Origin of the sequence: Actinomycetospora sp. (assembly GCF_036497245.1) — a bacterium.
GTDB lineage: Bacteria > Actinomycetota > Actinomycetes > Mycobacteriales > Pseudonocardiaceae > Actinomycetospora.
In genome coordinates this window covers 23,791-49,098 of sequence record NZ_DASXJS010000073.1, presented here as the reverse complement: position 1 = coordinate 49,098, position 25,308 = coordinate 23,791, and the positions used below count along the sequence as shown (strand labels likewise).

Below are 25,308 nucleotides of genomic sequence, written 5' to 3'. Positions count from 1 at the left end.
GGGCGTGCCCGAGGAGAAGATGCCCGCGACGGCGAGGGTGGTCCCGAAGATCGCCATCCCGATGCCGCCGTCGCCCCAGAAGAGCTCCTCGTTGACGATCGGCAGCGACAGCCCGGTCTCGTCACCCCAGAAGGACGCGAGGGTCTCGAAGTTGTAGAGCTCGATCTTCGCGGCCTCCTGCAGGACCGGCCACGGCGTCTCCTCGCGCTCGTCCCACTCCGGCGCCGCGGGCCGGATGACCTCCTCGGCGAAGCCGTGGGCCCAGTCCCGGAGGTCGGTGTGGTCCTCGGACAGTTCCATCGAGAACGCCATGCGTGGCGCTCCTTCCGTCGTTCCTCGCGCGCCGGATCAGGCCGACGGGATGGTGAACATCTTCTGCAGGGCGGTGGCGAACCCGACGTCGCCGGAGACCTTGAGCTTGCGGGTCATGAACAGGGTGATCGGGTTGGCGTTGTTCGTGACGACCTTGAGGAACTCCGTGCCGTTCATGAACAGCTCGGTGCGGGGGTCCTCGTCGAGGCTGGTGGAGACCACGCAGGTGCCGTGCTGCATCGCGGTCTGGTAGTCGTCGCTACCGCCACCCGGCGCGCCGGTGACGTGCCAGTGCACGACCTGGCGCTTCGATCCGGCGCCCGCCGACGAGTAGAACTCGCTCATCCGACCGAAGATCGCGTCGATCACGGGGCGGCGCGCATCGGAGTTCATGAGGGCCTCGAGCTGCGACTTGCTCGCGCCCTTGACGAGGCGCGCGAACACCGAGGCGTCCACGGTCTCGGCACCCTCGGGCTCGGCCAGCGCATCGCGCATCGTCGCCACGACGTCGTCCTCGGACAGCGTCTTCAGGTCGATGCTGCGACCCAGCTCGTTCACGTCGATCTTCTCGGCCACGGCGTTCACTCCGGCATCGTCGTCGCGGATGGGCCCGCGGTGTCCGGTACCACCGGTCCCGCGAATATTCGCTACTTTACGCACCAGTAGATAGGATGCAAGCGTGACTCCGACCGCACGCCGCCGCCTCGCCCCGGAGGTCCGGCGGCGGCAGGTGCTCGACGCCGCGATCGCGGTGTTCTCCGAGGAGGGTCTGCACGGCGCCTCGATGGACGCGATCGCCGCCCGGGCCGGGGTCAGCAAGCCGTCGGTCTACGCCCACGGCGGCACCAAGGACGAGCTGTTCGCCGCCTGCCTGGCCCGCGAGGCCGAGCGCCTGATGACGACGATGACGGCGGCCGTCGGGTCCGGAGGCGGCGAGAACGGGCCCGACGACGGCGAGGCGCGGTTGTTCCGCGCCCTGCGCGCGTTCTTCCACGCGGTGACCACGCACCGCCAGGGCTGGACGGTGCTCTACCGCCAGGCCTCGACCGGGGAGTTCGCCGGCCAGGTCGACGCCGCCCGGCGCGGGATCGTCCGGCGCGCGGCCGAGCTGCTCGCTCCCGAGCTCGGCGGGTCGGTCCGGGCCGCGGAGCCGATCGCGCACACCCTGGTCGGGGCCGCGGAGGGGCTCACCGACTGGTGGCTGGGCGGGGGAGACGGAGCGCAGCGGAGCTCGACCGACGGGAACGCCGACCACCCCGCCACCGACGAGGCCCCGGCCGACGTCCTCGCGCGGATGCTCACCGCCGTGGTCTGGCCGGGGCTCGACCGGCTGCGTCGAGCGTCCGCCTGACCGGACCGCGCCTCGGCCGTGATCACCGGGACGTCACGGCTCCGGGCGCCCGGCACCGGGACCAGGAGGTCCCGACGACCATCGGACGGTCGATCGGTCGGTATCCGTTCGTCTAGCACCATCGCTAGACGGCGCGAGACGGCCCGATCGGGCGACACGCCGATCGCGGTTTCTCGCGACGTATCGGGTGATCGCTAGAGAGGCCCATACGCTCCGATGGCATGGACCCGGTGCGGAACCCGTTCGCTCCCGGCGCCGGGCAGCGCCCGCCCGAGCTGGCCGGCCGCGACAAGGAGCTGACGGCGTTCGACGTCGTGCTCGAGCGCGTCGCGCGCGGACGTCCGGAACGCAGCCTCGTACTCACCGGGCTGCGCGGCGTCGGCAAGACCGTGCTGCTCGGCGAGCTGCGCTCGATGGCGGTCCGGGCGGGCTGGGGCGCCGGCAAGATCGAGGCGCGTCCCGACGCCGACCTGCGCCGCCCGCTGGCCGCCGCGCTGCACCGCGCGGTCCGCGATCTCGCCGTCCGGCACCGCGCCCCGGACCGGGTCGAGGAGACCCTCGGCGTCCTCAAGGCGTTCGCGCTCCGGTCGACCCCCGCCGACGCCAAGCTCAAGGACCGCTGGCAGCCCGGCATCGACGCGCCGGTGCAGCACGGCCGCGCCGACTCCGGGGACATCGAGATCGACCTGGTCGAGCTGTTCGGGGTGGTGGCCGAGCTCGCCGCGGACGTCGGGGTCGGGGTCGCCCTGCTCATCGACGAGATGCAGGACCTGCAGCCCGAGGACGTCTCGGCGCTGTGCGCGGCCTGCCACGAGCTCTCGCAGTCCGGGGCGCCGCTCGTCGTGGTCGGGGCCGGGCTGCCGCACCTGCCCGCGGTGCTCTCCGCCTCGAAGTCCTATTCCGAACGCCTGTTCCGCTACGTGCGCATCGGTCAGCTCGACCGGGCCGACGCCGACTTCGCGCTCACCGCCCCGGCCGAGCGGGAGGACGCGAAGCTGACCCAGGAGGCGCTCGACGCGCTCTACGAGGTCTCGGGCGGCTACCCGTACTTCGTCCAGGCGTACGGCAAGGCGGCCTGGGACGCGGCCGTCCAGAGCCCGATCGACGCCGGGGACGTGCGCGTCGCGGCGCCCGACGCGGGCGCCGAGCTCGCCGTCGGCTTCTTCGGCTCGCGCTACGAGCGCGCCACCCCGGCCGAGCGCGAGTACCTCCAGGGCATGGCCGAGCTGGCCGACGGCTCCGACGAGGCGGTGCTCACCTCGACCCTGGCGAAGCACCTCGACAAGCGCGCGTCGTCGCTCTCACCGGCGCGGGACAGCCTGCTCCGCAAGGGCCTGGTGTTCTCCGCCGAGCGCGGCTGGATCGCGTTCACCGTGCCGCACTTCGGCCGGTTCCTGCTCGGGCGCCACTAGACCGGACACGGAGCGTACGGGCGACACGAACATCTGCTCTGTCCGAGTGAACCTCCGGGACGGGGTAACGAACGGCGGCCCGGGGACGACACACCTGATGAGCCCCGTGGCGCTGCCGGACCCCCGACCTGGCAGAGCCACGGGGCTTCTTCATGCCCTGCTCCGGTCGGTCCACCGATCGGGGCGCCCGGCGGGAACGGGCGATCCGACCTCCCCGTACGATTCCGGCGTGTCGGACCCCCGGCTGGAAATCCAGATGCTGCACGATCGCGTGCTCGTCTCGCCGACACCCGGTGACGGTGAACGGCGCAGCACCGGCGGCATCGTCATCCCCTCGACCGCGTCGGTCTCGAAGCGGCTCGTGTGGGGCGAGGTCTACGGCACGGGGAACCACGTCCGGACGGTCAGGATCGGGGACCGCGTCCTCTACGGACCCGAGGACCACGCCGAGGTCGAGATCGACGGCACGTCGTACGTCGTGCTGCGAGAGCGCGACCTGCACGCCGTGGCCAGCGAGAAGATCGAGCCGACGAGCGGGACGGGGCTCTACCTGTGACGACTCCTCCGAATCCGACCCCGCCGGGCGGCACGCGGATCGACGACGACCCGTTCGACCGGGACGCCACGCGATCGCGGGCCGTCGAGCGGGGCACGGAGTCCGACGCCGAGGCGACGGTGCAGATCCCGCCCGTCCCCGGACCGGAGGAGCCACCCGCGACCGAGGGCGGCGGGGACGGTCGCACCCGGAAACGGCTGCTGATCGGGAGCGGGGCCGTCGTCGGGCTGCTCGTGCTGTTCTACGTCGTCGACCTGCTCGTTTCGGCGACCGACGTGCCGCGCGGGGTGACCGTGGGCGGCGTCGAGATCGGTGGCATGAACCGGCTCGCTGCCGAGAACGCGCTGCGCAGCGACCTCGGTCCGCGCGTCTCCCGCCCCGTCACCCTCGTCGCGGGCACCGACGCGGGCGCCGCCACCGCCGTCATCGACCCCCGCGCGGCGGGCCTCGACCTCGACGTGGACGCCACGATCGACCAGGCGGGTGAGCAGCCGCTCAACCCGTTCACCCGGCTCTCGTCCTTCTTCAGCGACCGCGAGGTCCCCCCGATCAGCAAGGGCAACCCGGTCGCGGTCGGGCAGGCCATCGACCGGGCGCGGCCGCAGCTCGACCGGCCGTCGGTCGAGGGCACCATCCGGTTCGACGGCGACTGTCCGGTGCCGGTGCCCTCCGCGCCGGGCCACGTCGTCGACAACGCCGCCGCGCCCGCCGTCGTGCTCGAGCACTGGCTCGACCCCGCACCGGTCCCGCTGCCCGTCACGCCCCAGCCGGTGTCGGTGACCCAGGACGGCATCGACAGCGCGATGCGCGACGTCGCGCAGCCGGCGGTGGCCGCCCCCGCCTACGTCGTCGGCTCGGGGCGCAACGCCACGCTGAGCCCCACCGAGATCGGCACGTTCCTCAAGTTCGACCCGGACGGATCCGGCGGGCTGAGGCCGCGCGTCGACGTGCCGACCGCCCAGGCCGTCGTCGACCGCGACCTCTCCTCGACCGAGGCCGAACCGAAGGACGCCACGTTCGCCTTCCAGGGCACGAACGCGACCGTCGTCCCCGCGGTCACCGGCCGGCAGATCGACTACCCGAAGACCTTCGCCGACCTCACCGAGACGCTGGGCAAGCAGGGCGACCCCGCCCCGCCCACGACCTTCACACCGCCGCCGACCCCGCCCGGCGCCACCCCCGCCGCGCCCCCGCCCGCGACCGGCCGCGCGGTCAACGCGGTCTACACGACGACGCCGCCCAAGGTCACCACCGAGTCGCTGCAGGCCATCGGTCCGGCCACGGTCATCGGCGAGTTCCAGACCAACGGCTTCGCCACGGACTCGGGTCAGAACATCAAGCGCGTCGCCGAGCAGGTCAACGGCGCGACGGTGAAGCCCGGCGACACGTTCAGCCTCAACGGCTTCACCGGCCCCCGCGACGCGAGCCAGGGCTACGTCGACGCCGGGATCATCGAGGACGGCGTGCCCGCCCGCGGCGTCGGCGGCGGCATCTCGCAGTTCGCGACGACGCTCTACAACGCGACGTACTTCGCGGGGCTCGACGAGGTCGAGCACAAGGAGCACAGCTACTGGATCAGCCGCTACCCGGCCGGCCGCGAGGCGACGGTGTTCGAGGGTGCGATCGACCTCAAGTTCCGCAACGACGGGCCCGCGCCGATCCTCCTCCGCACCATCTGGACCCCGTCGTCGATCAAGGTCCAGATCCTCGGGCAGAAGCGGTTCGACGTCACCTCGCAGAGCGGGGATCGGACGAACCCGGTGCCCGCGGGGGTGCGGAACCTCGCCGGCAACCCGAAGTGCAAGCCCTCCAAGGGCGTGGACGGCTTCACGATCTCCACCACGCGGACTCTGAAGGACGTGAAGACCGGCGAGACGAAGTCCGAGCCGCGGACCGTGCGCTACAACCCGGAGCCCGAGATCAAGTGCGACAAGTAGGTGGCCTCCGGCCTCGTGAGCACTTTCTGGGGCTATAGCCCCCGAAAGTGCTCACGAGGCGGAGCCACCTAGTCGGTCCCGGACTCCATCGCGGCGCGGTCGAGGGCGGTCTCGTCGACGGCCTCCTGGTCGCCGCGGCCGGCGATCTGGCCCGCGCGTCCCTGCTCGATCTCGCCGATGAACACCGCCTGGCCGGTGAGCTGGCCCATGGCCGCGTACTGCTCGAGCTTCTCGCGCGAGTCGGCGATGTCGAGGTTGCGCATCGTCAGCTGGCCGATCCGATCGACCGGGCCGAAGGCGGCGTCCTCGGTCCGCTCCATCGAGAGTTTGGCGGGGTGGTAGGACAGGTTCGGGCCCGAGGTGCGCAGGATCGAGTAGTCCTCGCCGCGGCGCAGGCGCAGCGTCACCTCGCCGGTCACCATGGCGGCGACCCAGCGGGTGAGGCTCTCCCTGAGCATGATCGACTGCGGGTCGAGCCAGCGGCCCTCGTAGAGCAGCCGGCCGAGGCGGCGACCCTCCTGGTGGTAGTTCGCGATCGTGTCCTCGTTGTGGATCGCGTTGACCAGGCGCTCGTAGGCGATGAACAGCAGCGCCATCCCCGGCGCCTCGTAGATGCCCCGGCTCTTGGCCTCGATGATCCGGTTCTCGATCTGGTCGGACATCCCGAGGCCGTGGCGCCCGCCGACCGCGTTCGCCTCCATCACGAGCGCGACGCGGTCGTCGAACCGCACCCCGTTGATCGCCACCGGGTAGCCCTGCTCGAACCGGACCGTCACGTCCTCGGGCTCGATCGCGACGGCCTGGTCCCAGAACCGGACACCCATGATCGGTTCGACGATCTCGAGGGACTCGTCGAGGTGCTCGAGGGTCTTGGCCTCGTGGGTGGCGCCCCAGATGTTGGCGTCCGTGGAGTACGCCTTCTCCTGGCTGGCCCGGTAGGGGAGATCCCGCTCGGTGAGCCACTGGGACATCTCCGCGCGCCCGCCGAGCTCGTCGACGAACGCGGCGTCGAGCCAGGGCTTGTAGATTCGCAGGTTCGGGTTCGCGAGCAGGCCGTAGCGGTAGAACCGCTCGATGTCGTTGCCCTTGTAGGTCGAGCCGTCGCCCCAGATCGACACGTCGTCGGAGTGCATCGCGCGCACCAGCAGCGTGCCGGTGACCGCGCGCCCGAGCGGGGTGGTGTTGAAGTAGGGCCTGCTGCCGGAGCGGATGTGGAAGGCGCCGCACATCAGCGCGACCAGGCCCTCCTCGACCAGCGGGCCGCGGCAGTCGACCAACCGCGCGATCTCGGCCCCGTACTGCTTCGCCCGGTCGGGCAGCGAGGCCATGTCGTCCTCGTCGTACTGCCCGAGGTCGGCCGAGTAGGCGCAGGGCACGGCTCCGCGCTCGCGCATCCAGGCGACCGCGACGGAGGTGTCCAGGCCTCCGGAGAACGCGATCCCGATTCGCTCGCCGGCAGGGAGACTGGTCAGCACCTTCGACACGCGGGGAAACCTATCTGCCCGGTCGCTGTGACCCGGGGATCACCCACCCCGGCGGAACGAACGACTCGTTCGTGGCTTCTATATGCACGAACGAGTCGTTCGTTCCGAACCGGGAGCGGCCGGACGACGAGCGGCCGGACGACGACGGCAACGGGTCAGAACGAGGCGACGTCCAGATCCATGATCGAGTTGTCCGCGCCGTCGACGATCGCCCGCCGGGCGGTCAGCTCCGGCAGGACGTTCTTCGCGAAGAACCGCGCCACGGCGATCTTGCCCTCGTAGAACGCGGTGTCCTTCGTCGAGGCGCCGCCGTCGAGCGCGTCGATGGCGACCTCGGCGCCGCGCAGCAGCAGGTAGCCGATGAGCATGTCGCCGACGCTGAGCAGGAACCGGACCGCGTGCTGGCCGACCTTGTAGAGGCTGGTGACGTCCTCCTGCGAGGAGGTCAGGTAGCCGATCATCGTGCCGAGCATCGCCTGGACGTCGCCGAGGGCGGTCGCGAGGAACGCGCGCTCCTCCTTCAGCCTGCCGTTGCCGCCCTCGCTCTCCAGGAAGCCCTGGACGAGGCCGGCGACGTGCATGAGGGCCTGGCCGTTGTCCTTGACGATCTTGCGGAAGAAGAAGTCCTGGGACTGGATCGCCGTGGTGCCCTCGTAGAGCGAGTCGATCTTGGCGTCACGGATGTACTGCTCGATGGGGTAGTCCTGCAGGTACCCCGAGCCGCCCAGGGTCTGGAGCGCCTCGGTGAGCTTCTCGTAGGCGCGCTCGGAGCCGACGCCCTTCACGATCGGCAGGAGCAGGTCGTTCACCTTCTCCGCCAGGGCCACGTCCTCGGCCGACACCGCGCCGGCGACGGCGTCCGGGGCCTCGCCGAGGCGCACCGTGTCCTGGTAGGTCGCGGTGAACGCGTAGACCGCGCGCAGTCCCTCGGCGTAGGCCTTCTGCGTCATGAGCGCGCGGCGCACGTCGGGGTGGTTCGTGATCGGCACGCGCGGGGCGGCCTTGTTCGTCTGCTGGGTCAGGTCGGCGCCCTGGATGCGCTCCTTGGCGTAGTCGAGGGCGTTGAGGTAGCCGGTCGAGAGGGTGCCGATGGCCTTCGTGCCCACCATCATCCGGGCGTACTCGATGACCTGGAACATCTGCGCGATGCCGTCGTGCACCTCGCCGAGCAGGAAGCCGGTGGCCTGGACGCCGTTCCCGCCGAACGTCAGCTCACAGGTGGCGGAGGCGTTGAGCCCCATCTTGTGCTCGACGTTGGTGACGAACGCGCCGTTGCGCTCACCGGGCTGGCCGGTCTCCGGGTCGAAGTGGAACTTCGGCACGAGGAAGAGCGAGAGGCCCTTGGTGCCCGGCTTCGCGCCCTCGGGGCGGGCGAGCACCAGGTGCATGATGTTCTCGACGAGGTCGTCGGAGTCGGCCGAGGTGATGAAGCGCTTGACGCCCTCGATCGACCAGGTGCCGTCGCCGTTGTCCCTGGCCTTCGTCCGGCCGGCGCCCACGTCCGAGCCGGCGTCGGGCTCGGTGAGCACCATCGTCGCGCTCCACGCACGGTCGACCATCATCTGGGCCCAGCGCTTCTGCTGCTCGGTGCCGTTGCGGTAGATCACCGAGGCGAAGTTCGGGCCGGTCATGTACATGAACACCGGAGCGTTCGCGCCGAGGATCATCTCCGCGGCCGACCACTGCACCGAGGGCGGCACGCCCATCCCGCCGAGGGCGTTGTCGGCCGAGAGGCGCCACCACTCGGCGTCCCACATCGCGCGGTAGGAGCGCTTGATGCCCTCGTCGAGGTGCGCGGTGTGGGTCTGCGGGTCGAAGCGGACCGGGTTCCGGTCACCGGAGACGTAGGACGCCGCGAGCGGCCCCTCCGCGAGCGCGGCGGCCTCGTGGAGCAGGGCGCGCGCGGTCTCCTCGTCGGTCTCGGCGAACGGGCCGGTCCCGAAGTGCTCCTGGACGCGGAGGAGCTCGAAGAGGTTGAACTCGATGTCGCGGACGTTGGCGCGGTAGTGACTCATCCGGATCTCGCTCCGTCTCGAAGGTCGGCGCCCGGCCCGGGCGCGCGAGCCGGTCGTACCGGCGGGTAACTCCAGAGTATTACCGGGTGGTAACCCTGTCGAGGCCCACCTGGCGCGTCGTGGTCGGACCCGCCGCGGGCCCCGGCGACGTGGGAGACTCCCCGCCCGGGGATCCGGGGTCACGACGAGGGGACTCACGCGGTGCGGGTGGCCACGACGCGGGCGCTGGAGTCCCTGCGCACCGTGCTCGTCACGGCCGACCCGGGGCTCGCGCGGCTGCGGCTCGCCTCGGTGGCGGTGGCGTCGATGGCGCTCGCGGCGGGGATCATCTCCCTCGGCCGGGCGACCGTGCTCGCGGGCCAACCGGTGACGATCGTGCTGTTCGCCGGCGTGCTCGCGATGATCTCCAACCTCGCGGTCAACGAGACGTCGCTGAACCGCCAGCGGGTCACCACCGCGCTCATGGCACTGCCCGCGTTCGCCTCGACCGTCACCGGCACGCTGCTCTCCCCCTACCGGGTGGTCGCGGACGTCGTCTTCGTCGCGGTGATGGTGGCCGCGGTCTACGTGCGACGGTTCGGCCCGCGCGGCTTCGCCCTCGGCATGGCCGCGTTCATGCCGTTCTTCTTCACGCAGTTCCTGCAGGCCAAGCCGGCCCAGGTCCCCGCGCTGTGCGTCGCCGTGGTCGTCGGGCTGGGATCGACGTTCCTGCTGCGTAGCGTGGTGTTCGCCGAGCGCCCGGAGCGCACGCTGCGCCGCCTCGTCGATGCCTTCCGGGCCCGGGCGCACGAGATGGTCACGCGGGTCGACGACGTGCTCGCCGCCGCGCAGCAGACCGTCCCCGACGGCGGGGTCGTGGCGGGCCGGTCCCCCGGGGCCGAGCACGAACAGGTGGGCGAGGTCGTCCTGGAGCGCCTCTACCGCGGGCGGCGCCGGCTCAACGAGACCGCGCTGCTGGTCGAGGACCAGCTCGAGCGCACCACGGCCGAGCGCGTCTGGCCCGGACTCGAGAACGAGGTGCTCGCTCTCCGGATCGTCGACACCGAGCTCGGGCTCGAGCGCCTGGGCGTGGCGGTGCGGCGGATGGCGCGCGCGGGGGCGCCCGGGTCCGGGGAGGCCGACCAGCGCCCGACCCCGCTCGCCCTCACCGCGCTGCGCACCGGGCTGGTCCACCTCGGGCGTGCGCTCGGGCGCCGGGTCCCGCACCGCCGGGTCCTCGGCGAGCTCTCCGACGCGCGGGGGGCGGTGGCCGGGCTCGTCGCGGACACCCGCCGCGGGCACGAGCGGGTCCAGCGGGCAGCGTTCGCGGTCCGCCGCGTGGCCGACTCCGTCGAGTACGCCCAGCGTGACGCCCCGACCCGCCCGGGCGACGCGACCACCGAGGGCATCACCCTGCCCGGCGTGCCGCGGGCCGCGTCCCCGGTGGAGATCGCGGGCGAGGCCTCGAGCGACGGGATCGCCGACGGCCGCCCGGACCGGGGCGAGCAGCCCGGCGACGGCGAGGCGGCCACGGGCGAGAAGAAGGAGGCCGGGCTGCTGCTCACCACCCGGCAGGCGGTCCAGGTCGGCGTCGGGACGACGCTCGCGATCGTGATCGGCGAACTGCTCGCCCCGCAGCGCTGGTACTGGGCGGTGATCGCCGCGTTCGTGGTGTTCGCCAACACCAACAGTCGCGGCGACCTGCTCTCCCGGGGCTGGGGCCGCGTCGTCGGGACCGTGGGCGGGGTGGCGGCCGGGATGGGGCTCGCCGCGCTCACCGCGGGCAACCAGGTGGTCTCGCTGATCCTCCTGTTCGTCTGCGCCTTCCTCGCGCTGTACCTGGTGCGGATCTCGCCCGGCATGCTGGCCTTCTGGATCACCGCGGTGCTCGCGCTGGTCTACGGGCTGATCGGCCAGTTCAGCGTCGAGACGCTCCTGCTGCGCATCGAGGAGACCCTGGCCGGGGTGGCGGCGAGTGTCCTGGCGGCGTTCCTGGTGCTGCCCAAGGGCACGCGGGAGGCGTTCGGCGAGTCCGTCGAGGCGTTCGTCGACACCGCCGACGACGTCCTCGCCGGCGCGGTCGGGACGGTGCTCGGCCACGGCTCGGCGCCGCCGTTGGAGCGTGCGCGGGACATGGACACCGCGCTGGCGACGCTGCGCGCGCGGGTGCGGCCGCTGCTCGTCGACACCCCCAAGCGCCGTGGCCGCTCCAGCCACCGGCGGGCCCTGCGCGTGTTCGTCGTCGTCGACCACTACGCCCGGGCGCTCGCCCGCCTCGCCGCCGACCTGGGCGTGTCCCCCGACCCCGGCTGGGCGCCCACGCTGTCCCCGGCGCTGCAGGCGGTGCGGGACAACCTCGACGGCCTGCGCGACGTCGTGGTGCGCGGCCGACGGCGCTCCGACGGCGAGCAGGTGCAGGTCCGGTCCGCGGAGGACCTCGTCGACCGGGCCGAGGCCTACGCCGCCCGCGGCCAGGACCCGCACCGCCGCTCGGACGCCCTCGTCGTCACGCGGCTGCTGCGCCGCATCGACCAGGCCGTCGTGGCGCTCGCCGTCGACCTCGGGGCCGCGCAGGACGAGGAGGCCGAGGAGGTCCGTCAGTCGCCGAGCACCCGGGCCAGCGCCGGATTGGTGAACACCCGGTCCGGGTCGTAGGCGTCGCGGACCCGCAGGAAGTCGGGCAGGTGCGGGTAGGCGACCGCGACGTCGGCCGCCGCGAAGTCGTGGCGGGTGCCCCAGTGGGGTCGGCCGCCGTGATCGCGCAGCACCTGGGACGCCCGATCGAGGACCGGGCCCGGGTCGAGACCGCGGGGGACCCGCACCGCGATCCAGCCGGTCGCGCGGCCGTGGGCGGGGTGCAGCCAGCCGGACTCGGAGGGGCCCACCCGCATCCGGACCGGGAGCCCCGTCTCGAGCCCGTCGGCCAGGCCGGTGAGCAGGGCACGGAGCCCGTCGGCCAGCGCCTCGCGGGGCAGCGCCCACTCGGTCTGCTCGTAGCGCACCGCGGGCGGGTCGGACAGGACGCGGTGCCCGGCGCCGGTGGCCGACACGGTGCGCGCGAGGCGGGACACCACCCGGTTCAGCGACGGCGCGAGACGCGGGAGGGCCCGCTCGACGACGACCGCCCCACCCAGCGCGGTCCGGCCGGTGGCGCCCGCGCTGGTGATCCCGACGGTGCGCTCGCGGGCCTCCCGCGGGTCGGCGTCCTCCTCGGCGTCCGACTCGTCGGTCGGCTCGGCCGGGTCGCCGTACTGCGCCCAGCGCGCGAGGGCCGTCGGGGAGGACGGGAAGAGGGCGGCCTCCGCGAGGTCGTGGCCGTCCCAGAAGGCCGGGTCGAGGACCTCCTCGAGCGGCCGCGACGAGCGGGTGACCCGCACCGGGACGGCGGGGACGGCCGCCAGTTCGACGTCGAGGACGACACCGAGGGCGCCGAGCGCGGTGCGGGCGGCGTCCAGGTCGGCGCGCGGGACGTCCCGGACCTCGCCGCGGCCGTCGACCAGGCGCATCCCGAGGACCTGGTCGGACAGCGAGCCGTGCCCGGCCGCGCTGCCGTGCGCGCCGACCGCGAGGGCACCGCCGACGGTGGGCTCGCGCAGGTCCAACGGGACCGCGAGGGCGAGACCGCGCTCGGCCAGCGCCTCCTGCAGCTCCCCGATGGTGGTACCGCCGCGCACCCGCACGGCGGCCCGGCTGCGGCCCGGCCCCCCGGCGGAGACGGCCGTGATCCCGGAGAAGGCGGAGGCGTCGAGGTGGACGCCGTCGGTCACGGCGAGGTCGGAGAAGCTGTGGCCGGAGCCGACGGGGCGGACGGTGTGGCCGCGCTCCGCGGCGCGGCGGACCACCCCGGCGACCCCGGCCTCGTCGAGCGGCCGGGCGGTCGCCACGGGCCGGCACCGTTGCCCGCCCGACCAGTTCGTCCACATCGGGGCCACCCTATGACCCCGCGGGCCCGGCGCGAGCGGGGTCGACGGTGACCGACCCGTGCGTCACCCGGGGATCAGGCGACGAACTTGCCGATCGCGACGTCGACGCCGTCGCGGACCGTGGCGGCCGTGGTGCCCGCGGCCGAACGGGCGCCCTCGGCCCACTCGGCGACGTCGGAGCCGACGTCGGACGAGTGCCCGGTCAGCTCCTCGGTCTTCTTGGCGAGCTTGCGCGAGGCGCGGCGGGCACGCCAGCCCAGCGACGGCTTCCCCTCGGTGTCCACCGCGGCGAGGATGAGGCCGCCGAGCAGACCGAGGTTCTTGAGGAAGTGGGTCTGCTGGGCGCTGCGCTCGGCCGGGTCCTTGGCCTCCCAGAACGGGTGCGCGGTGACGGTGGTCGGGATGATGCTCCCGGCGAGCAGGAGCGACGCGAGGCGCGGGAACTTCCCGAGGGCCAGCAGCACACCCGCCCCGATCTTCACGCCCGCATCGATCTTGACGAGCTGCTCGGGCTCGGTGGGCGCCTGGGCCGGGAGCTTGTCCCCGACCGCGTCCTGAGCCTGCGCGACCTTGGGCGCGATCATCCCGACGCGCGGCTCCGGGTTGAGCAGGGTGTCGATCCCGCCCTTGATGAACACCGCGGCCAGCAGGGGCCGGGCGAGGCGACGGACCAGCATGGGCAAGACCTCCGACGGCAGGGGTGGATGGCCGGGGCGATACCCGGCTCCGGGCCGGGGCACACCTCACCACGCCCGCCGGCTCTCCCGATCCCGGCCCCTCGTCGACGGGTCCCGGACACACGACGAGGGGCACCTCCGTCCGCTCCCCAGCGCGGAGGTGCCCCTCTAGCTCGTGTCGCCGCAGCCGCGGCCGTTCCGGACTCCCCCGACGGGACCGGACCGGTGACTAGCGGCGCAGGACGTGGCGCCCGCTGTCGGGCTCCACCCGCGGGCGACGACGCCGCTCGGCGCGGCGACGCATCTCGTCCTCCGGCGTCCCGCCGAACCCCGGCTCGTCCTCGTAGGGCGGCGGCGGGGGCGGCGCGGTCTCGACCGGGGCGAGGCCCCGGCGCGACCGGCTCTGCGCCGGGAAGGGTCCCGACCCCGGGTGCGGCTCCGGGATGGTCGGCTCGACGCGGCGACCGCGCTCCTCGAGCCGGTCGTACCGGCTGTCGTGCCGCCCGCGACCCCGCTCGTCGTGGGCCGCCCGGGCCTCGTGCGCGACCGACCGGAAGATCGGCGTCGCCTCCAGCTCCGAGAGCGCGGGCAGGGCCGTGAGCGCCGGACGGGCGCTCTCCGACCGGGCACGCTGCGCACGGTGGTACCGCTCCTGCGCGAGCCGGTCGTGCGCGAGCCGCTCGGCCTCGGGATCGACCGGCGCCCGGGGGGCACCGACCCGCTCGAGTCGCGCGGGCTCGTCGTACGTCCACGACCCGTAGGAGTCGAGACGCCATCCGCCGCGCACTGACTCCTCTCGCCAGACCCACATGTTCCACCTCCGCCGTTGCACCACACGGTTGTGCTGACGCTGCGGCGAACGGCCCCGTTCGCTCGCGTCAACCAGCCCAACGGCAGCCTCGGGGCGCACCTTGTGGGCGACGCGCCGAATCAATCGCGACACGCCCGAACACCCCCTGACCGTGTGTCACTCCACCGGTGCACGAGGCACAGGTCGCCGGGAGTAACCGGCGATCTCACCGTCCGTCACGTCGACGCGCTCGACAGGGGCACCCGGGTGAGTCATCCGGTTCCGGGACGCGCGTACGGCCGGTCGCCACCGGATCGAGTGGATGCGCACGGTGGTGGCACACCCTGTCGAGCGATCGGCGGCGGCCGCCCGGTCGGCGGGCCCTCTACGGTGCCGGGGTGGAGACGCCGACCGCCCGCCGGCCCTCCGCGGTGGTCGTCGGCACGCGAGCGGTGCGCCTGCTGGCCCTCGTCGTGGTGGCGGCCGGGACCGCGGCGCTGCTCGCCCGCCTCGCGCTCGTCGTCGTGCCGGTCGCCGTCGCGATCGTGCTGGCGGGCCTGCTGACCCCTCCGGTGCGGCTCCTCGTCCGCCACCGGGTGCCGCGTCCGCCGGCCGTCGCACTGGTGCTCGTCGCCGCCCTCGCGGGACTGGCCGGGCTCGCGACGGTGCTCGCGGGGGCCGTCGGCGACGCCCTCCCGGCGCTCGTCGACGAGCTGACGCGGGGCCTGACCGCGGTCGAGATCGCGGCCCGCGGTCTGGATGCGGGCGGTCTCCCGGACCGCGCGGTCACGATGACGCTCGTCCCGCTCGCCCGGGACGGGCTGGCGGTGCTCGCGGGGGATCCGACGGCGGTGACGACGGCGCTCGGCGCCGGTCTCGTGCCCGCGCTGCTGGGGCTGGTCGTCACGGTCGCGCAGGTCGTGTCCGGGGCGCTGCTGACCGTCTTCCTGCTCGCGGTGCTGCTCGACGACGGGCCCCGGGTCTGGACGTTCCTGCTGCGCGCCGTCCCCGCGGACCGCCGTCCGGTGGCCGCCGTGCGGGGTGCGCGCGCGTTCGCCGCGCTCGTGGCGCACCTGCGCGGCGTCGGGGTGGTGGCGGTCCTCGGTGCCGTGGGCAGCGGCGTGGTGCTCGGGTTGCTGGGCAGCCCGCTGGCCGGGCCGGTGGCCGCGACGGTGCTGCTGGGCGCGTTCGTGCCGGTCGTCGGGCCGCTCGTCGCGGGCGCGGCGGCGGTGCTGGTGGCGCTCGCGACGGCGGGTCCTGCCGGGGCCGCGGTCACCGCCGTCGTCGGGATCGGGCTCTCGATCCTGGGGCACCGCGTGCTCGTGCCCCGGGTGCTGCGTGGGCGCGCGCCTCCGGGGGCGCGCCCGCATCCGGTGGCCGTCGTCCTCGCCGTCGCGGCAGGCGTCGTCCTCGCCGGTGCGGTGGGGGCGCTGCTCGCCGTCCCGGTCCTCGTCGTCCTCACGGCGCTGCGACCCGTCGACGCCGTCGCGGCCCCGGACGGACGTGACGCGCCCGGCGGGTGACGCGCCCGGCGGGCCGTGACGCGCCCGCCCCCGCTGCGCCGGGGCCCGCGAGCGACGACGATGCGCTCGTGAGATGCGTGGTCACCGGTGCGACCGGCTACATCGGCGGGCGACTCGCCCCGAGGCTCGTGGCGGAGGGCCACACGGTGCGGTGCGTGGTGCGCACCCCCGCGAAGATGAAGGACATCCCGTGGGCGCAGCAGGACGCCATCGAGATCGCCCGGGGCGACGTGCTCGACCCGGACGCGATGCGCGCGGCCTGTGAGGGCGCCGACGTCCTCTACTACCTCGTCCACTCGCTCTCCGAGTCCGGGTTCGCCGAGGTCGACCGCCGGGCCGCGCTCATCACGGCCGAGGCCGCCCGGAAGGCCGGGGTGAAGCGCGTCGTCTACCTCGGCGGCATCCACCCGGAGGGTGTCGAGCTCTCCGAGCACCTGTCCTCGCGCACCGAGGTCGGCGAGATCTTCCTGCGCTCCGGGGTCCCGACCGCCGTCCTGCAGGCCGCGGTCATCCTCGGGTCGGGGTCGGCGAGCTTCGAGATGCTGCGCTACCTCACCGAGCGGCTCCCGGTGATGCTGACGCCCTCCTGGGTGCACCACCGCGTGCAGCCGATCGCCATCCGGGACGTGCTGCACTACCTGACCCGGGCGGTCGATCTTCCACCCGACGTGAACCGCACCTTCGACATCGGCGGGCCCGACGTCCTGACCTACCTCCAGATGATGGAGGGATTCGCGCGGGTCGAGGGGCTGCCGGTCCGGACGATGCTGCCCGTCCCCGTCCTCACCCCGCGGCTGTCGTCGCACTGGGTCAACCTCGTGACCCCGGTGCCGCGGTCGACGGCGGTCCCGCTGATCGACTCGCTGGTGCACGAGGTCGTCGCCGCCGAGAACGACATCGACAGCTATCTCGGCCCGCCCGCCGAGGGGCTGACGAGCTTCCCGACGGCCGTCGAGCTCGCGCTCACCCGCATCCGGGAGGGCCAGGTCGAGACGCGGTGGTCGGGCGCCAACGCCCGCAACGCCCCGTCGGAACCCCTGCCGTCCGACCTCCTGCCCTCCGACCCGGACTGGGCGGGCGGCACCGTCTACACCGACGTCCGCGAGCGGTCCTCCGCCGCCGACGCGGAGGCGCTCTGGGGGGTCGTCGTCGGGATCGGCGGCGAACGGGGCTGGTACTCGTTCCCGCTCGGGTGGCGGGCCCGCGGGATCATGGACCGCCTCGTCGGCGGGGTCGGCCTGCGGCGGGGGCGGCGCGACGCGGACCGCCTGAAGGTCGGGGACGCGCTCGACTGGTGGCGGGTGGAGGAATGCGTCGAGGGCACCGCCACGGCGCCCGACTCGGTGCCCGACCTCGAGGAGGGCGAGTACCTGCTGCGGCTGCGCGCGGAGATGAAGGCCCCCGGCCTCGCCTGGCTGGAGCTGCGGGTGGCCCCGCGCGGGGAGGGCTCGCTCTACCGGCAGCGGGCGATCTTCCTCCCGCGCGGACTCGCCGGGCACGCCTACTGGTGGGTCATCGCGCCGTTCCACGTCCTCGTGTTCGGGGGGATGGAGCGGCGGATCGTCGCCGCCGCCGAGCTCGAGGAGGGGCGTGGCCCGCTGGCCGTCCCCGACGGCGGGCGCGGGCCGGTGGGCGCCTGGCGCCGGCGTCGCCGGGATCGTGCGCTGCGCGACGCGGAGCGGGCGCAGCGCCGGGCGAGCGCGTAGGTGGCCTCCGGCCTGTGAGCACTTTCGGGGGCTATGGCACCGGAAAGTGCTCACGGGCCGAAGGCACCTAGGCGGCGCTGTCCAGCCGCGCGACGATCGGGCGCGGCAGCTCGAGGCCGCCCGCGGCGCAATTCTCCTCGAGGTGCTCGAGCGACGACGTGCCGGGGATCGGCACCATCACCGAGCTGCGCTGCAGCAGCCACGCGAGGGCGACCTGGGCGGGCGTGACGTCGAGCTGCACGGCCGCGTCGTGGGCGGCGTTGCCCTCCTGCGCGAGGTTGCCCGCGTCCGCAGGCGCCCACGGGATGAAGGCGATGCCGTGCTCGGTGCAGTGACGCAGTTCGGCGTCGGAGGACCGGTCGACGAGGTTGTAGCGGTTCTGCACCGAGGCCACGTCGACGATGAGGCTCGCGGCCTCGATCTGCTCCACGGACACCTGGGAGAGGCCCACGTGGCGCACCTTGCCCTCGCGCTGCAGGTCGGCGAGCAGACCGAACTGCTCGTCGGCCGCGACGTGCGGGTCGACGCGGTGGAGCTGGAAGAGATCGATGGTCTCCACGCCGAGACGGCGCAGGCTCATCTCGCACTCCTGGCGCAGGTAGTCGGGCCGCCCGCAGGGGATCCAGCGGTTCGGCCCGGTGCGCAGGAGGCCGGCCTTGGTGGCGACCGTGACCCCGCGGTACGGGTAGAGCGCCTCGCGGACCAGCTCCTCGCTCACGTAGGGGCCGTAGGAGTCCGCGGTGTCCACGAAGTCGACGCCGAGCTCGACCGAGCGGCGCAGCACCGCCACCGCGTTGTCCGTGTCCTTGGGCGGCCCCCAGATGCCTTCCCCGGTCAGCCTCATCGCGCCGTATCCGAGGCGGTGCACCGGCAGTTCCCCGCCGAGCTCGAACGTTCCTGCGGCAGCCGCCGCGGACTCCGTCGTCGTCACGTGGCATCTCCTTCCCCGCTTGCGCGAAGACTCCACCCTGGCATTCCCGGCAGGTCGCTGACCTATCCAGTGGCCGAGGTCCCACGACGGGTGTCGTGACAAGTTTCACCCCCACCGCTGACGGTGAAGTGACACCTCAGCGTTTCAGTCGCCGCAGGTCAGAGGCGCGCCGGGGTCGCCTCCTCGGCGAACAGATCCGCGACGCGGTCCGCAGTGGCGTCGGCGCGCGCGGTGGTGGCCAGCACGCCGAGCACCCCGATGACGAGGGTCGCCGCGCCCACCACCCACCACGCCGCGGAGAGGCCGGTCCCCACCGTCGCGGCGGTGGCGACGACCGTGCCGCTGACCGCGACGCCGAGGGACTGGCCGACCTGCCTGCTCGTGGACGCCACCGCGGCCGCGACGCCCGCCTGGGAGCGGGGCATGCCGCTGACCGCGGTGTTCGTGATCGGGGGGTTCACCAGTCCGAAGCCGATCCCGAACACGGCGTAGGCGGCGAGCAGCACCCACAGCGGCGTCGTCGGGCCGACCTGCGCGATGACCACGGCGACCAGCGTCGTCGCGATACCGGCGATGACGAGCGACGTCCGCGGGCCGCGGGTGGCCACCCACCGGCCGGACAGCGGCGCGCAGACCGTCGCGGTCACCGCGGCGGGCAGCAGCGCGAGCCCGGCCTCGAAGGCGGAGAGGCCGCGGACCTCCTGCAGGTAGAGCGTGGAGAGGAACAGGAACGACCCGAACGCCGCGAACGCGCACACCGCGACCACGGTCGCCGACGAGAACGGGACGCTGGAGAAGAAGCGCAGTTCGATGAGGGGCTCCCGACGACGGCGCTCCCACATCAGCAGCGCCACCAGGGCCACGACGGCGAGCACGCCCAGGCCGATGATCAGCGGTGAGGTCCACCCCGCTCGGGGCGCCTCGATGACGCCGGTGACCACCGAGGCGAGCAGGACGACGACCAGGATCTGGCCGACGGGATCGGGCCTGCGGGCGTGCGGCGCGCGGGACTCCGGCACGTACCGGGCGGTCGCGGCGATCGCCACGAGCACCACCGGGACGTTGACCCAGAAGATCGCCCGCCACCCGACGGTCTCGGTCAGCAGGCCGCCGAGCACCGGCCCGAGGCCCAGCGCGATCCCGACGACCGAGCCCCAGACACCGATCGCCCGGGCGCGCTCACGGGGGTCGGTGAACACGTTGGTGATGATCGACATGGCGACCGGGTTGAGCATCGTGCCGCCGATCCCCTGCACCGCCCGCGCCGCGACGAGCCAGCCGATCGACGGCGCGAGGCTGCACAGCAGCGAGCCGAGCCCGAAGACCGCCAGCCCGACCTGGAAGGTGCGCTTGCGCCCCAGCCGGTCCCCGGTCGCGCCGGCGAGCATGAGGAAGCACGCGAGCACGAGCGTGTAGGCGTCGATCGTCCACTGCAGCCCGGTGATCGAGGCCTGCAGATCGGCCCGGATCGCCGGGAGCGCGACGTTGACGATGGTGTTGTCCATCGAGACCACGAGCAGGCTGGTGCAGCAGATCGCCAGGACGAGGACACGACGCTTGAGGCTCAGCGTCTCCTGGTCGTTGCGCACGCTCACGAGCGTAGGCCGAGGACGGCGGCGCTCCGGTGTGAGACCGAGCGGAATCGTGCGTTCGGGAGCAACCGGACGACCGGCGTGCCGACGGTGCTTGCGCGGCCTAAGTTCCCCGCCATGGCGGCTCCGGGACTGCTCGAGCAGGCACGAGGACTGACCCGCGAGCAGCGCAACGCCTTCCTCGCCGCCTGGCTCGGCTGGGCCATGGACGCCTTCGACTACTTCCTGGTCGTCTTCGTGGTCTCCGACATCGCCAAGGAGTTCGGCGAGTCCACGACGACGGTCGCGTTCCTGGCGACGGCCACGCTGATCGCGCGGCCGATCGGGGCGCTCGGGTTCGGGATCTGGGCGGACAAGAAGGGCCGCCGCCTCCCGCTGATGGTCGACGTCCTCTTCTACTCGGCGATGGAGGTCCTGTCCGGCTTCGCCCCGACCTTCACCGTCCTGATCATCCTGCGCTTCCTGTTCGGCCTGGGCATGGGCGGCGAGTGGGGCCTCGGCGCCTCGCTCGCACTCGAGAAGATCCCGCCGGAGAAGCGCGGCTTCTGGTCGGGCCTGTTGCAGCAGGGCTATCCGGTGGGCTACCTGCTCGCGACCCTGGCCAACTTCCTCGTCACCCCGGCGCTGGGCTGGCGCTGGCTGTTCATCCTCGGCGCGATCCCCGCGCTCATCGCCTTCCTCATCCGCACCCGCGTCGGCGAGTCCGAGGCGTGGGAGCGCACCCAGGAGAAGGTGGAGCTGACGAAGGTCGGCCCCGCGCAGGTGTTCCTGCAACCCAAGGTGCTGCGCCGCTTCCTCTACCTCATCGTGCTCATGACGTTGTTCAACGTCATGAGCCACGGCACCCAGGACTACGTGCCGACCTTCCTCAAGGAGGACTTCCACGCCGGGACGGGCACGGTCACCGTCATCGCGATCATCTACAACGTCGGCGCCATCCTCGGCGGGGCCTACTTCGGGGCGCTCTCGGAGCGGTTCGGGCGCCGCCGGACCGCGGCGTTCTGCGCGGTCCTCGGCATCCCGGTCGCGTTCCTGTTCGCCTACTCGACGGTGCTGGGACTGGTCACGCTCGGCGCGTTCCTGCTGCAGGTCGTGGTCCAGGGCGGCTGGGGCGTCGTGCCGGCCCACCTCACCGAGCTCTCCCCCGACGAGGTCCGCGGCTTCTACCCCGGGGTGACCTACCAGCTCGGGAACGCATTCGCGGCCTTCGTGCTGCCGATCCAGACCTCCCTGGCCGACGACCACGGGGGCTCGTTCGCGCTCGCCGCCGTGATCGTCCCGGTCCTGATCCTGACGGCGCTCGTGCTGCTGCTCGGACCGGAGGCGAAGGGCAAGGTCTTCGGCGAGCGCGAGGAGCAGACGGTCCGGTAGGACTCCGTGGGTGACCGCAACCCCGTCGCCGGACGCCGCCACCGCCGTCGTCATCACCACCACCGACTCCATCGAGGAGGCCGAGCGGCTCGCCCGCGGTCTCGTCGAGGCCCGGCTCGCGGCCTGCGTGCAGATCGTGGGCCCGGTGCGCAGCGCCTTCCGTTGGGAGGGTTCGGTGTCGATCGAAACCGAGTGGCAGCTGGTGGTGAAGACGGCGACCGAGCGGGTCGACGACCTCACCGCCTGGCTCGCCGCCGAGCACTCCTACGACGTGCCCGAGGTGATCGCCGTCCCCGTCGTCGGGGGGCACGGGCCGTATCTGCAGTGGGTGGTGGACGAGACAGGCCGCAACGGCTGACCCGGACGTCTCGGGCGCTTAGCCTCGACAACGATGTCAGGGGCGAGCGGAGCGACGGGGAGGACGGCGGGCGCGAGCGGAGCGACGGGGAGGACGGCAGGCGCGAGCGGAGCGACGGGGAGAATCGTGGTCTCCGCGAGCGCCATCTCGTCCGGCCTGCGGCGCGGCGACCCGGGCTTCCGGCGGATCTCGGTCGGGCTCTTCTTCGCCGGATTCACGACGTTCGCACTGCTCTACGCCACACAGCCACTCCTGCCGCAGCTCGTGGACGTGTTCGCGGTGTCGCCGGGCGCGGCGTCCCTCACCGTCTCGGTGACGACCGGTGGTCTCGCGGTCGCGATCATCCCGGCGTCGGCGGTGTCCGAGCGGTGGGGCAGGCGGCCGGTGATGCTGTGGTCGTTGCTCGGCGCGGTCGTGTTCGGCCTCGCGGCCGCCGTCGCTCCGTCGTTCGGTCTCCTGCTCGTGCTGCGCACCCTCGAGGGGGTCGCGCTCGCCGGCCTGCCCGCGGTCGGGATGGCCTACCTCGCCGACGAGATCGACGCGGGCCACCTCGGCGGCGCCATGGGCCTCTACATCGCGGGCAACTCCGTCGGCGGGTTCGGCGGGCGGATCGTCGTCAGCGCGATCGGGGATCTCTCCGGTTCGTGGCGGGCCGCGCTCGGCGGGATCGCCGTGGTCTCCGCGGCATGCCTGGTCGTGTTCTGGCTGGTGCTGCCCCCGTCCCGGCGCTTCACCCCGACGCCCGTCGCGCCCCGCGAGCTGGCGGGCGAGGTCGTGAGCCACCTGCGCGACCCGGTGCTGCGGCGGCTGTTCGCGATCGGCCTGCTGCTGATGGGCACGTTCGTCTGCGCCTACAACTTCGTGGCGTTCCGGCTGCTCGGCCCGCCGTTCTCGCTGCCCGACCTGATCGTCGGCTTCGTCTTCGTGCTCTACGCGGCCGGGACCGTCACCTCGACCATCGCGGGAAGGCTCTCGGCGCGGTGGGGGACGCGGACGACGGTGCTGGTCGCGACCGGGGTCGCCGCGCTCGGGGCGGTGGCGATGCTCGCCCCGGTGCTCGCGCTCGTCGTCGGCGGGCTCGCGCTGCTCACCGTCGGGTTCTTCGCCGGGCATGCGGTCGCCTCGGCCGCGGTCGGGCAGCGGGCCACGCACGGGCGGGCGGTGGCGTCGGGGATGTACCTGTTCAGCTACTACGTGGGCTCGTCGGTCGGCGGCACCCTCGGCGGGGTCGTGTTCGGCGCGGCGGGCTGGTCGGCGACCGTGGGGTTCCTCGTCGCGCTGCTCGCGGCGACCGCGATCGTCGTCGCCGCCCTGCGCTCGCCCGCTCCCGCGCCCCCCACCGATTCCGAGCGAAGGACACCCTCGCTCGACTAGATCGGTGAGGGGCGCCCTTGGCCGGAACGCGGGGCGCGCCCGATACGGCAGACTCGACGCCATGGACGGTGCGCCGACCCTGGCGGACGACGACCTCGGCGCGGCCCGTGCCGGCGACGACGCGGCCTTCGAGCGCCTCGTCGGGCCGCTGCGCCGCGAGCTGCACGCGCACTGCTACCGGATGCTGGGTTCCGCGCACGACGCGGACGACGCGCTGCAGGACGCGCTGCTGCGCGCATGGCGGGGGTTCGCGCGGTTCGAGGGGCGCAGCACCGTGCGGTCGTGGCTCTACACCGTCGCCACCCGGACCTGCCTGGATCTCGTCGAGGCCCGGGGCAGGCGCGCGCTGCCGATGGACCTCGGGCCGGCGTCGTCGGAGCCGGTGCTCGACGACGCCCCGGCCACCGAGGTCGCCTGGCTGACGCCGTACCCGGACACCGCGCTCGCCGTCGAGCAGCGGGAGTCGGTCGAGCTCGCGTTCGTCGCCGCGCTCCAGCACCTGCCCGGCAACCAGCGGGCGGCGCTGCTGCTGTTCGAGGTGCTCAGCTACTCGGCGGCCGAGATCGCCGCGATGATGGAGACCTCGACGGCCTCGGTGAACTCGGCCCTCCAGCGGGCCCGGCGCCTCGTCGCCGAGCGCGTGCCACCGGTGTCCCAGCAGCGCACGCTGGCGGCTCTCGACGACGCGCGGCTGCGCGCCGTCGTCGACGGCTACGCGCGGGCGCTCGAGCACCGGGACGCCGGGGCGCTCGTCTCCCTGCTCACCGAGGACGTCACGTGGTCCATGCCCCCGCTGCCGGGCTGGTACTCCGGACGCGAGGACGTGATGGCGTTCGCGCGGGCGGTGCCGCTCGGTGACTGCGGAACCTGGCGTGCGCTGACCACCGAGGCCAACGGGCAGCCCGCCGTCGCGCTCTACCTCGACGGGCCCGCGACCCGCGGGGGCGCGGGCGAGGGCGGTCGGTTCCGCGCGTGGTCGTTGACGGTGCTGACCCTGCGGGGCGGCTCGATCGCGGAGCTCACGTCGTTCCTCGGCCCGGAGGTCTTCCACGCCCACGGACTGCCGCTCTCCCTGGACCCGTAACCACCCGTCTTCCCGACGCGGGAAGCGCCGGGGAGATCCCAGACTGGGCGGGATCACGGGAGAGGAAGGGGCCCCCATGGGCGAGGGTTCGGACGGGACGGACGGTCAGCCGCGGGTCGGCACCCATCTGGCCAGCATGATGACGCTCTCCGAGGTGGGCATCGACTTCGACCGGGCCAACGCCGCCCGGATCTACGACTACTTCCTGGGTGGCGCCCACAACTTCGCCAGCGACCGCGCCCAGGCCGCGCAGATCGTGGCGGCGAACCCCGACATGCCCCGCGTCTGCCGGGTCAACCGCGACTACCTGGGGCGGGTGGTCCGCTGGTGCGTCGGCCAGGGCATCGACCAGTTCCTGGACCTCGGCTCCGGCGTGCCGACGGTGGGGAACGTCCACGAGATCGCCCGGCGCCTGTCGCCGGGTGCCCGGGTCGCGTACGTCGACTTCGAGCCGGTCGCGGTCCATCACGCCCGCGAGATCACCCAGAGCCTCGAGGGCGTCACGGTCACCCAGGGCGACCTGCGCCAGCCCGAGGAGGTCCTCCGCGCGCCGACCGTCGCGGGGCTGCTCGACTTCACCCGACCCGTCGCGGTCCTCGCGATCGCCGTCCTGCATTTCATCGACGACGACGTCCCGGCGGTCTTCGGTCGGTACCGCGCCGCGCTGTGCTCCGGCAGCGTCCTGGCGATCAACCACGGCAGCTCGGACCAGGACGACCCGGCGCTCGCCGAGGCGGTCCGCAACATCGAGCTCGGCTACCGCGGCAGCGCCACGCCCGTCGTCCTGCGCGACCGCCGGCAGATCCACGACCTGCTCTCCGGCTTCGAGCTCGTCCCGCCCGGTCTCGTCGACCCGGTGAACTGGCCCACGTCGAATCCCGGGTCCGAGCCCATCGGGGCCTACGCCGGCATCGGGCGCCTCCCCTGAACGCT

At 73.4% G+C, this 25,308-nt stretch carries 21 protein-coding genes; 12 read left to right on the top strand and 9 right to left on the bottom strand.

Going from position 1 to position 25,308, the window contains the following annotated elements; genetic code table 11:
* Together VGI02_RS07995 and VGI02_RS07990 are read right to left on the bottom strand one after the other, a co-directional pair.
* A partial coding sequence (locus VGI02_RS07995) for an acyl-CoA dehydrogenase family protein (RefSeq protein ID WP_331626772.1) occupies nucleotides 1–312 on the bottom strand: 312 nt, incomplete at its 3' end.
* Between the two features lie 36 nt (nucleotides 313–348).
* Nucleotides 349–897: an SCP2 sterol-binding domain-containing protein gene (locus VGI02_RS07990; protein ID WP_331626771.1), complete on the bottom strand. Its 549-nt coding sequence runs from the start codon at nucleotides 895–897 to the stop codon at nucleotides 349–351.
* A 94-nt stretch (nucleotides 898–991) separates the two neighbouring features.
* On the opposite strand from VGI02_RS07990, the gene VGI02_RS07985 reads away from it, so the two are divergent.
* From VGI02_RS07985 to VGI02_RS07970, 4 genes are all read left to right on the top strand, one after another.
* Nucleotides 992–1,663, top strand: coding sequence for a TetR/AcrR family transcriptional regulator (locus VGI02_RS07985; protein ID WP_331626770.1), 672 nt, complete (start codon nucleotides 992–994; stop codon nucleotides 1,661–1,663).
* Nucleotides 1,664–1,884: 221 nt separating this feature from the next.
* Nucleotides 1,885–3,075 (top strand): ATP-binding protein, encoded by a 1,191-nt coding sequence (locus VGI02_RS07980; protein ID WP_331626769.1) that lies wholly within the window; start codon nucleotides 1,885–1,887, stop codon nucleotides 3,073–3,075.
* Nucleotides 3,076–3,304: 229 nt separating this feature from the next.
* Entirely contained in the window at nucleotides 3,305–3,631 is a 327-nt protein-coding gene (locus VGI02_RS07975; protein WP_331626767.1) for a GroES family chaperonin, read from the top strand.
* Nucleotides 3,628–5,568, top strand: a complete 1,941-nt coding sequence (locus VGI02_RS07970) for a VanW family protein (protein ID WP_331626766.1) — start codon at nucleotides 3,628–3,630, stop codon at nucleotides 5,566–5,568. Before VGI02_RS07975 ends, VGI02_RS07970 begins: the two co-directional genes overlap by 4 nt.
* A gap of 68 nt (nucleotides 5,569–5,636) precedes the next feature.
* Here VGI02_RS07970 and argG read toward each other — a convergent pair whose 3' ends face one another.
* On the bottom strand, nucleotides 5,637–7,052 hold the full coding sequence (gene argG, locus VGI02_RS07965; protein WP_331626765.1) for an argininosuccinate synthase: 1,416 nt from the start codon (nucleotides 7,050–7,052) through the stop codon (nucleotides 5,637–5,639).
* Nucleotides 7,053–7,207: 155 nt separating this feature from the next.
* Nucleotides 7,208–9,067 carry an acyl-CoA dehydrogenase gene (locus VGI02_RS07960; protein WP_331626763.1) on the bottom strand — a complete coding sequence of 620 codons (1,860 nt, stop codon included), beginning with the start codon at nucleotides 9,065–9,067 and terminating at the stop codon, nucleotides 7,208–7,210.
* A gap of 201 nt (nucleotides 9,068–9,268) precedes the next feature.
* Here VGI02_RS07960 and VGI02_RS07955 point away from each other — a divergent pair, with 201 nt between their 5' ends.
* Nucleotides 9,269–11,701: an FUSC family protein gene (locus tag VGI02_RS07955; protein ID WP_331626762.1), complete on the top strand. Its 2,433-nt coding sequence runs from the start codon at nucleotides 9,269–9,271 to the stop codon at nucleotides 11,699–11,701.
* Here the strand turns inward: VGI02_RS07955 and VGI02_RS07950 are convergent.
* The 3 genes from VGI02_RS07950 to VGI02_RS07940 form a co-directional block, all read right to left on the bottom strand.
* On the bottom strand, nucleotides 11,644–12,930 hold the full coding sequence (locus VGI02_RS07950; protein ID WP_331626761.1) for a D-arabinono-1,4-lactone oxidase: 1,287 nt from the start codon (nucleotides 12,928–12,930) through the stop codon (nucleotides 11,644–11,646). The two genes, VGI02_RS07955 and VGI02_RS07950, sit on opposite strands and share 58 nt — an antisense overlap.
* A gap of 113 nt (nucleotides 12,931–13,043) precedes the next feature.
* Nucleotides 13,044–13,646 carry a DoxX family protein gene (locus tag VGI02_RS07945; protein WP_331626760.1) on the bottom strand — a complete coding sequence of 201 codons (603 nt, stop codon included), beginning with the start codon at nucleotides 13,644–13,646 and terminating at the stop codon, nucleotides 13,044–13,046.
* 229 nt (nucleotides 13,647–13,875) lie between these two features.
* Nucleotides 13,876–14,457: a hypothetical protein gene (locus tag VGI02_RS07940; RefSeq protein WP_331626759.1), complete on the bottom strand. Its 582-nt coding sequence runs from the start codon at nucleotides 14,455–14,457 to the stop codon at nucleotides 13,876–13,878.
* A gap of 377 nt (nucleotides 14,458–14,834) precedes the next feature.
* Here VGI02_RS07940 and VGI02_RS07935 point away from each other — a divergent pair, with 377 nt between their 5' ends.
* A complete protein-coding gene (locus VGI02_RS07935) occupies nucleotides 14,835–15,959 on the top strand; it encodes an AI-2E family transporter (RefSeq protein WP_331626758.1) in 1,125 nt (374 codons plus the stop codon).
* 68 nt (nucleotides 15,960–16,027) lie between these two features.
* Nucleotides 16,028–17,665 (top strand): SDR family oxidoreductase, encoded by a 1,638-nt coding sequence (locus VGI02_RS07930; protein ID WP_331626757.1) that lies wholly within the window; start codon nucleotides 16,028–16,030, stop codon nucleotides 17,663–17,665.
* A 67-nt stretch (nucleotides 17,666–17,732) separates the two neighbouring features.
* Here VGI02_RS07930 and VGI02_RS07925 read toward each other — a convergent pair whose 3' ends face one another.
* Together VGI02_RS07925 and VGI02_RS07920 are read right to left on the bottom strand one after the other, a co-directional pair.
* Nucleotides 17,733–18,596 carry an aldo/keto reductase gene (locus tag VGI02_RS07925; RefSeq protein ID WP_331626756.1) on the bottom strand — a complete coding sequence of 288 codons (864 nt, stop codon included), beginning with the start codon at nucleotides 18,594–18,596 and terminating at the stop codon, nucleotides 17,733–17,735.
* Between the two features lie 158 nt (nucleotides 18,597–18,754).
* On the bottom strand, nucleotides 18,755–20,185 hold the full coding sequence (locus VGI02_RS07920) for an MFS transporter (protein ID WP_331626755.1): 1,431 nt from the start codon (nucleotides 20,183–20,185) through the stop codon (nucleotides 18,755–18,757).
* Between the two features lie 120 nt (nucleotides 20,186–20,305).
* On the opposite strand from VGI02_RS07920, the gene VGI02_RS07915 reads away from it, so the two are divergent.
* The 5 genes from VGI02_RS07915 to VGI02_RS07895 all read left to right on the top strand — a co-directional run bounded on the left by VGI02_RS07915 (nucleotide 20,306) and on the right by VGI02_RS07895 (nucleotide 25,303).
* Nucleotides 20,306–21,559 (top strand): MFS transporter, encoded by a 1,254-nt coding sequence (locus VGI02_RS07915; protein WP_331626754.1) that lies wholly within the window; start codon nucleotides 20,306–20,308, stop codon nucleotides 21,557–21,559.
* 10 nt (nucleotides 21,560–21,569) lie between these two features.
* Nucleotides 21,570–21,917, top strand: a complete 348-nt coding sequence (cutA, locus tag VGI02_RS07910; protein WP_331626753.1) for a divalent-cation tolerance protein CutA — start codon at nucleotides 21,570–21,572, stop codon at nucleotides 21,915–21,917.
* A gap of 126 nt (nucleotides 21,918–22,043) precedes the next feature.
* Complete coding sequence (locus VGI02_RS07905; RefSeq protein ID WP_331626752.1) at nucleotides 22,044–23,291, top strand: MFS transporter; 1,248 nt, start codon at nucleotides 22,044–22,046, stop codon at nucleotides 23,289–23,291.
* A gap of 61 nt (nucleotides 23,292–23,352) precedes the next feature.
* Nucleotides 23,353–24,375 carry a sigma-70 family RNA polymerase sigma factor gene (locus tag VGI02_RS07900; RefSeq protein ID WP_331626751.1) on the top strand — a complete coding sequence of 341 codons (1,023 nt, stop codon included), beginning with the start codon at nucleotides 23,353–23,355 and terminating at the stop codon, nucleotides 24,373–24,375.
* Between the two features lie 76 nt (nucleotides 24,376–24,451).
* On the top strand, nucleotides 24,452–25,303 hold the full coding sequence (locus VGI02_RS07895) for an SAM-dependent methyltransferase (protein ID WP_331626750.1): 852 nt from the start codon (nucleotides 24,452–24,454) through the stop codon (nucleotides 25,301–25,303).
* Nucleotides 25,304–25,308 lie beyond the last annotated feature (5 nt).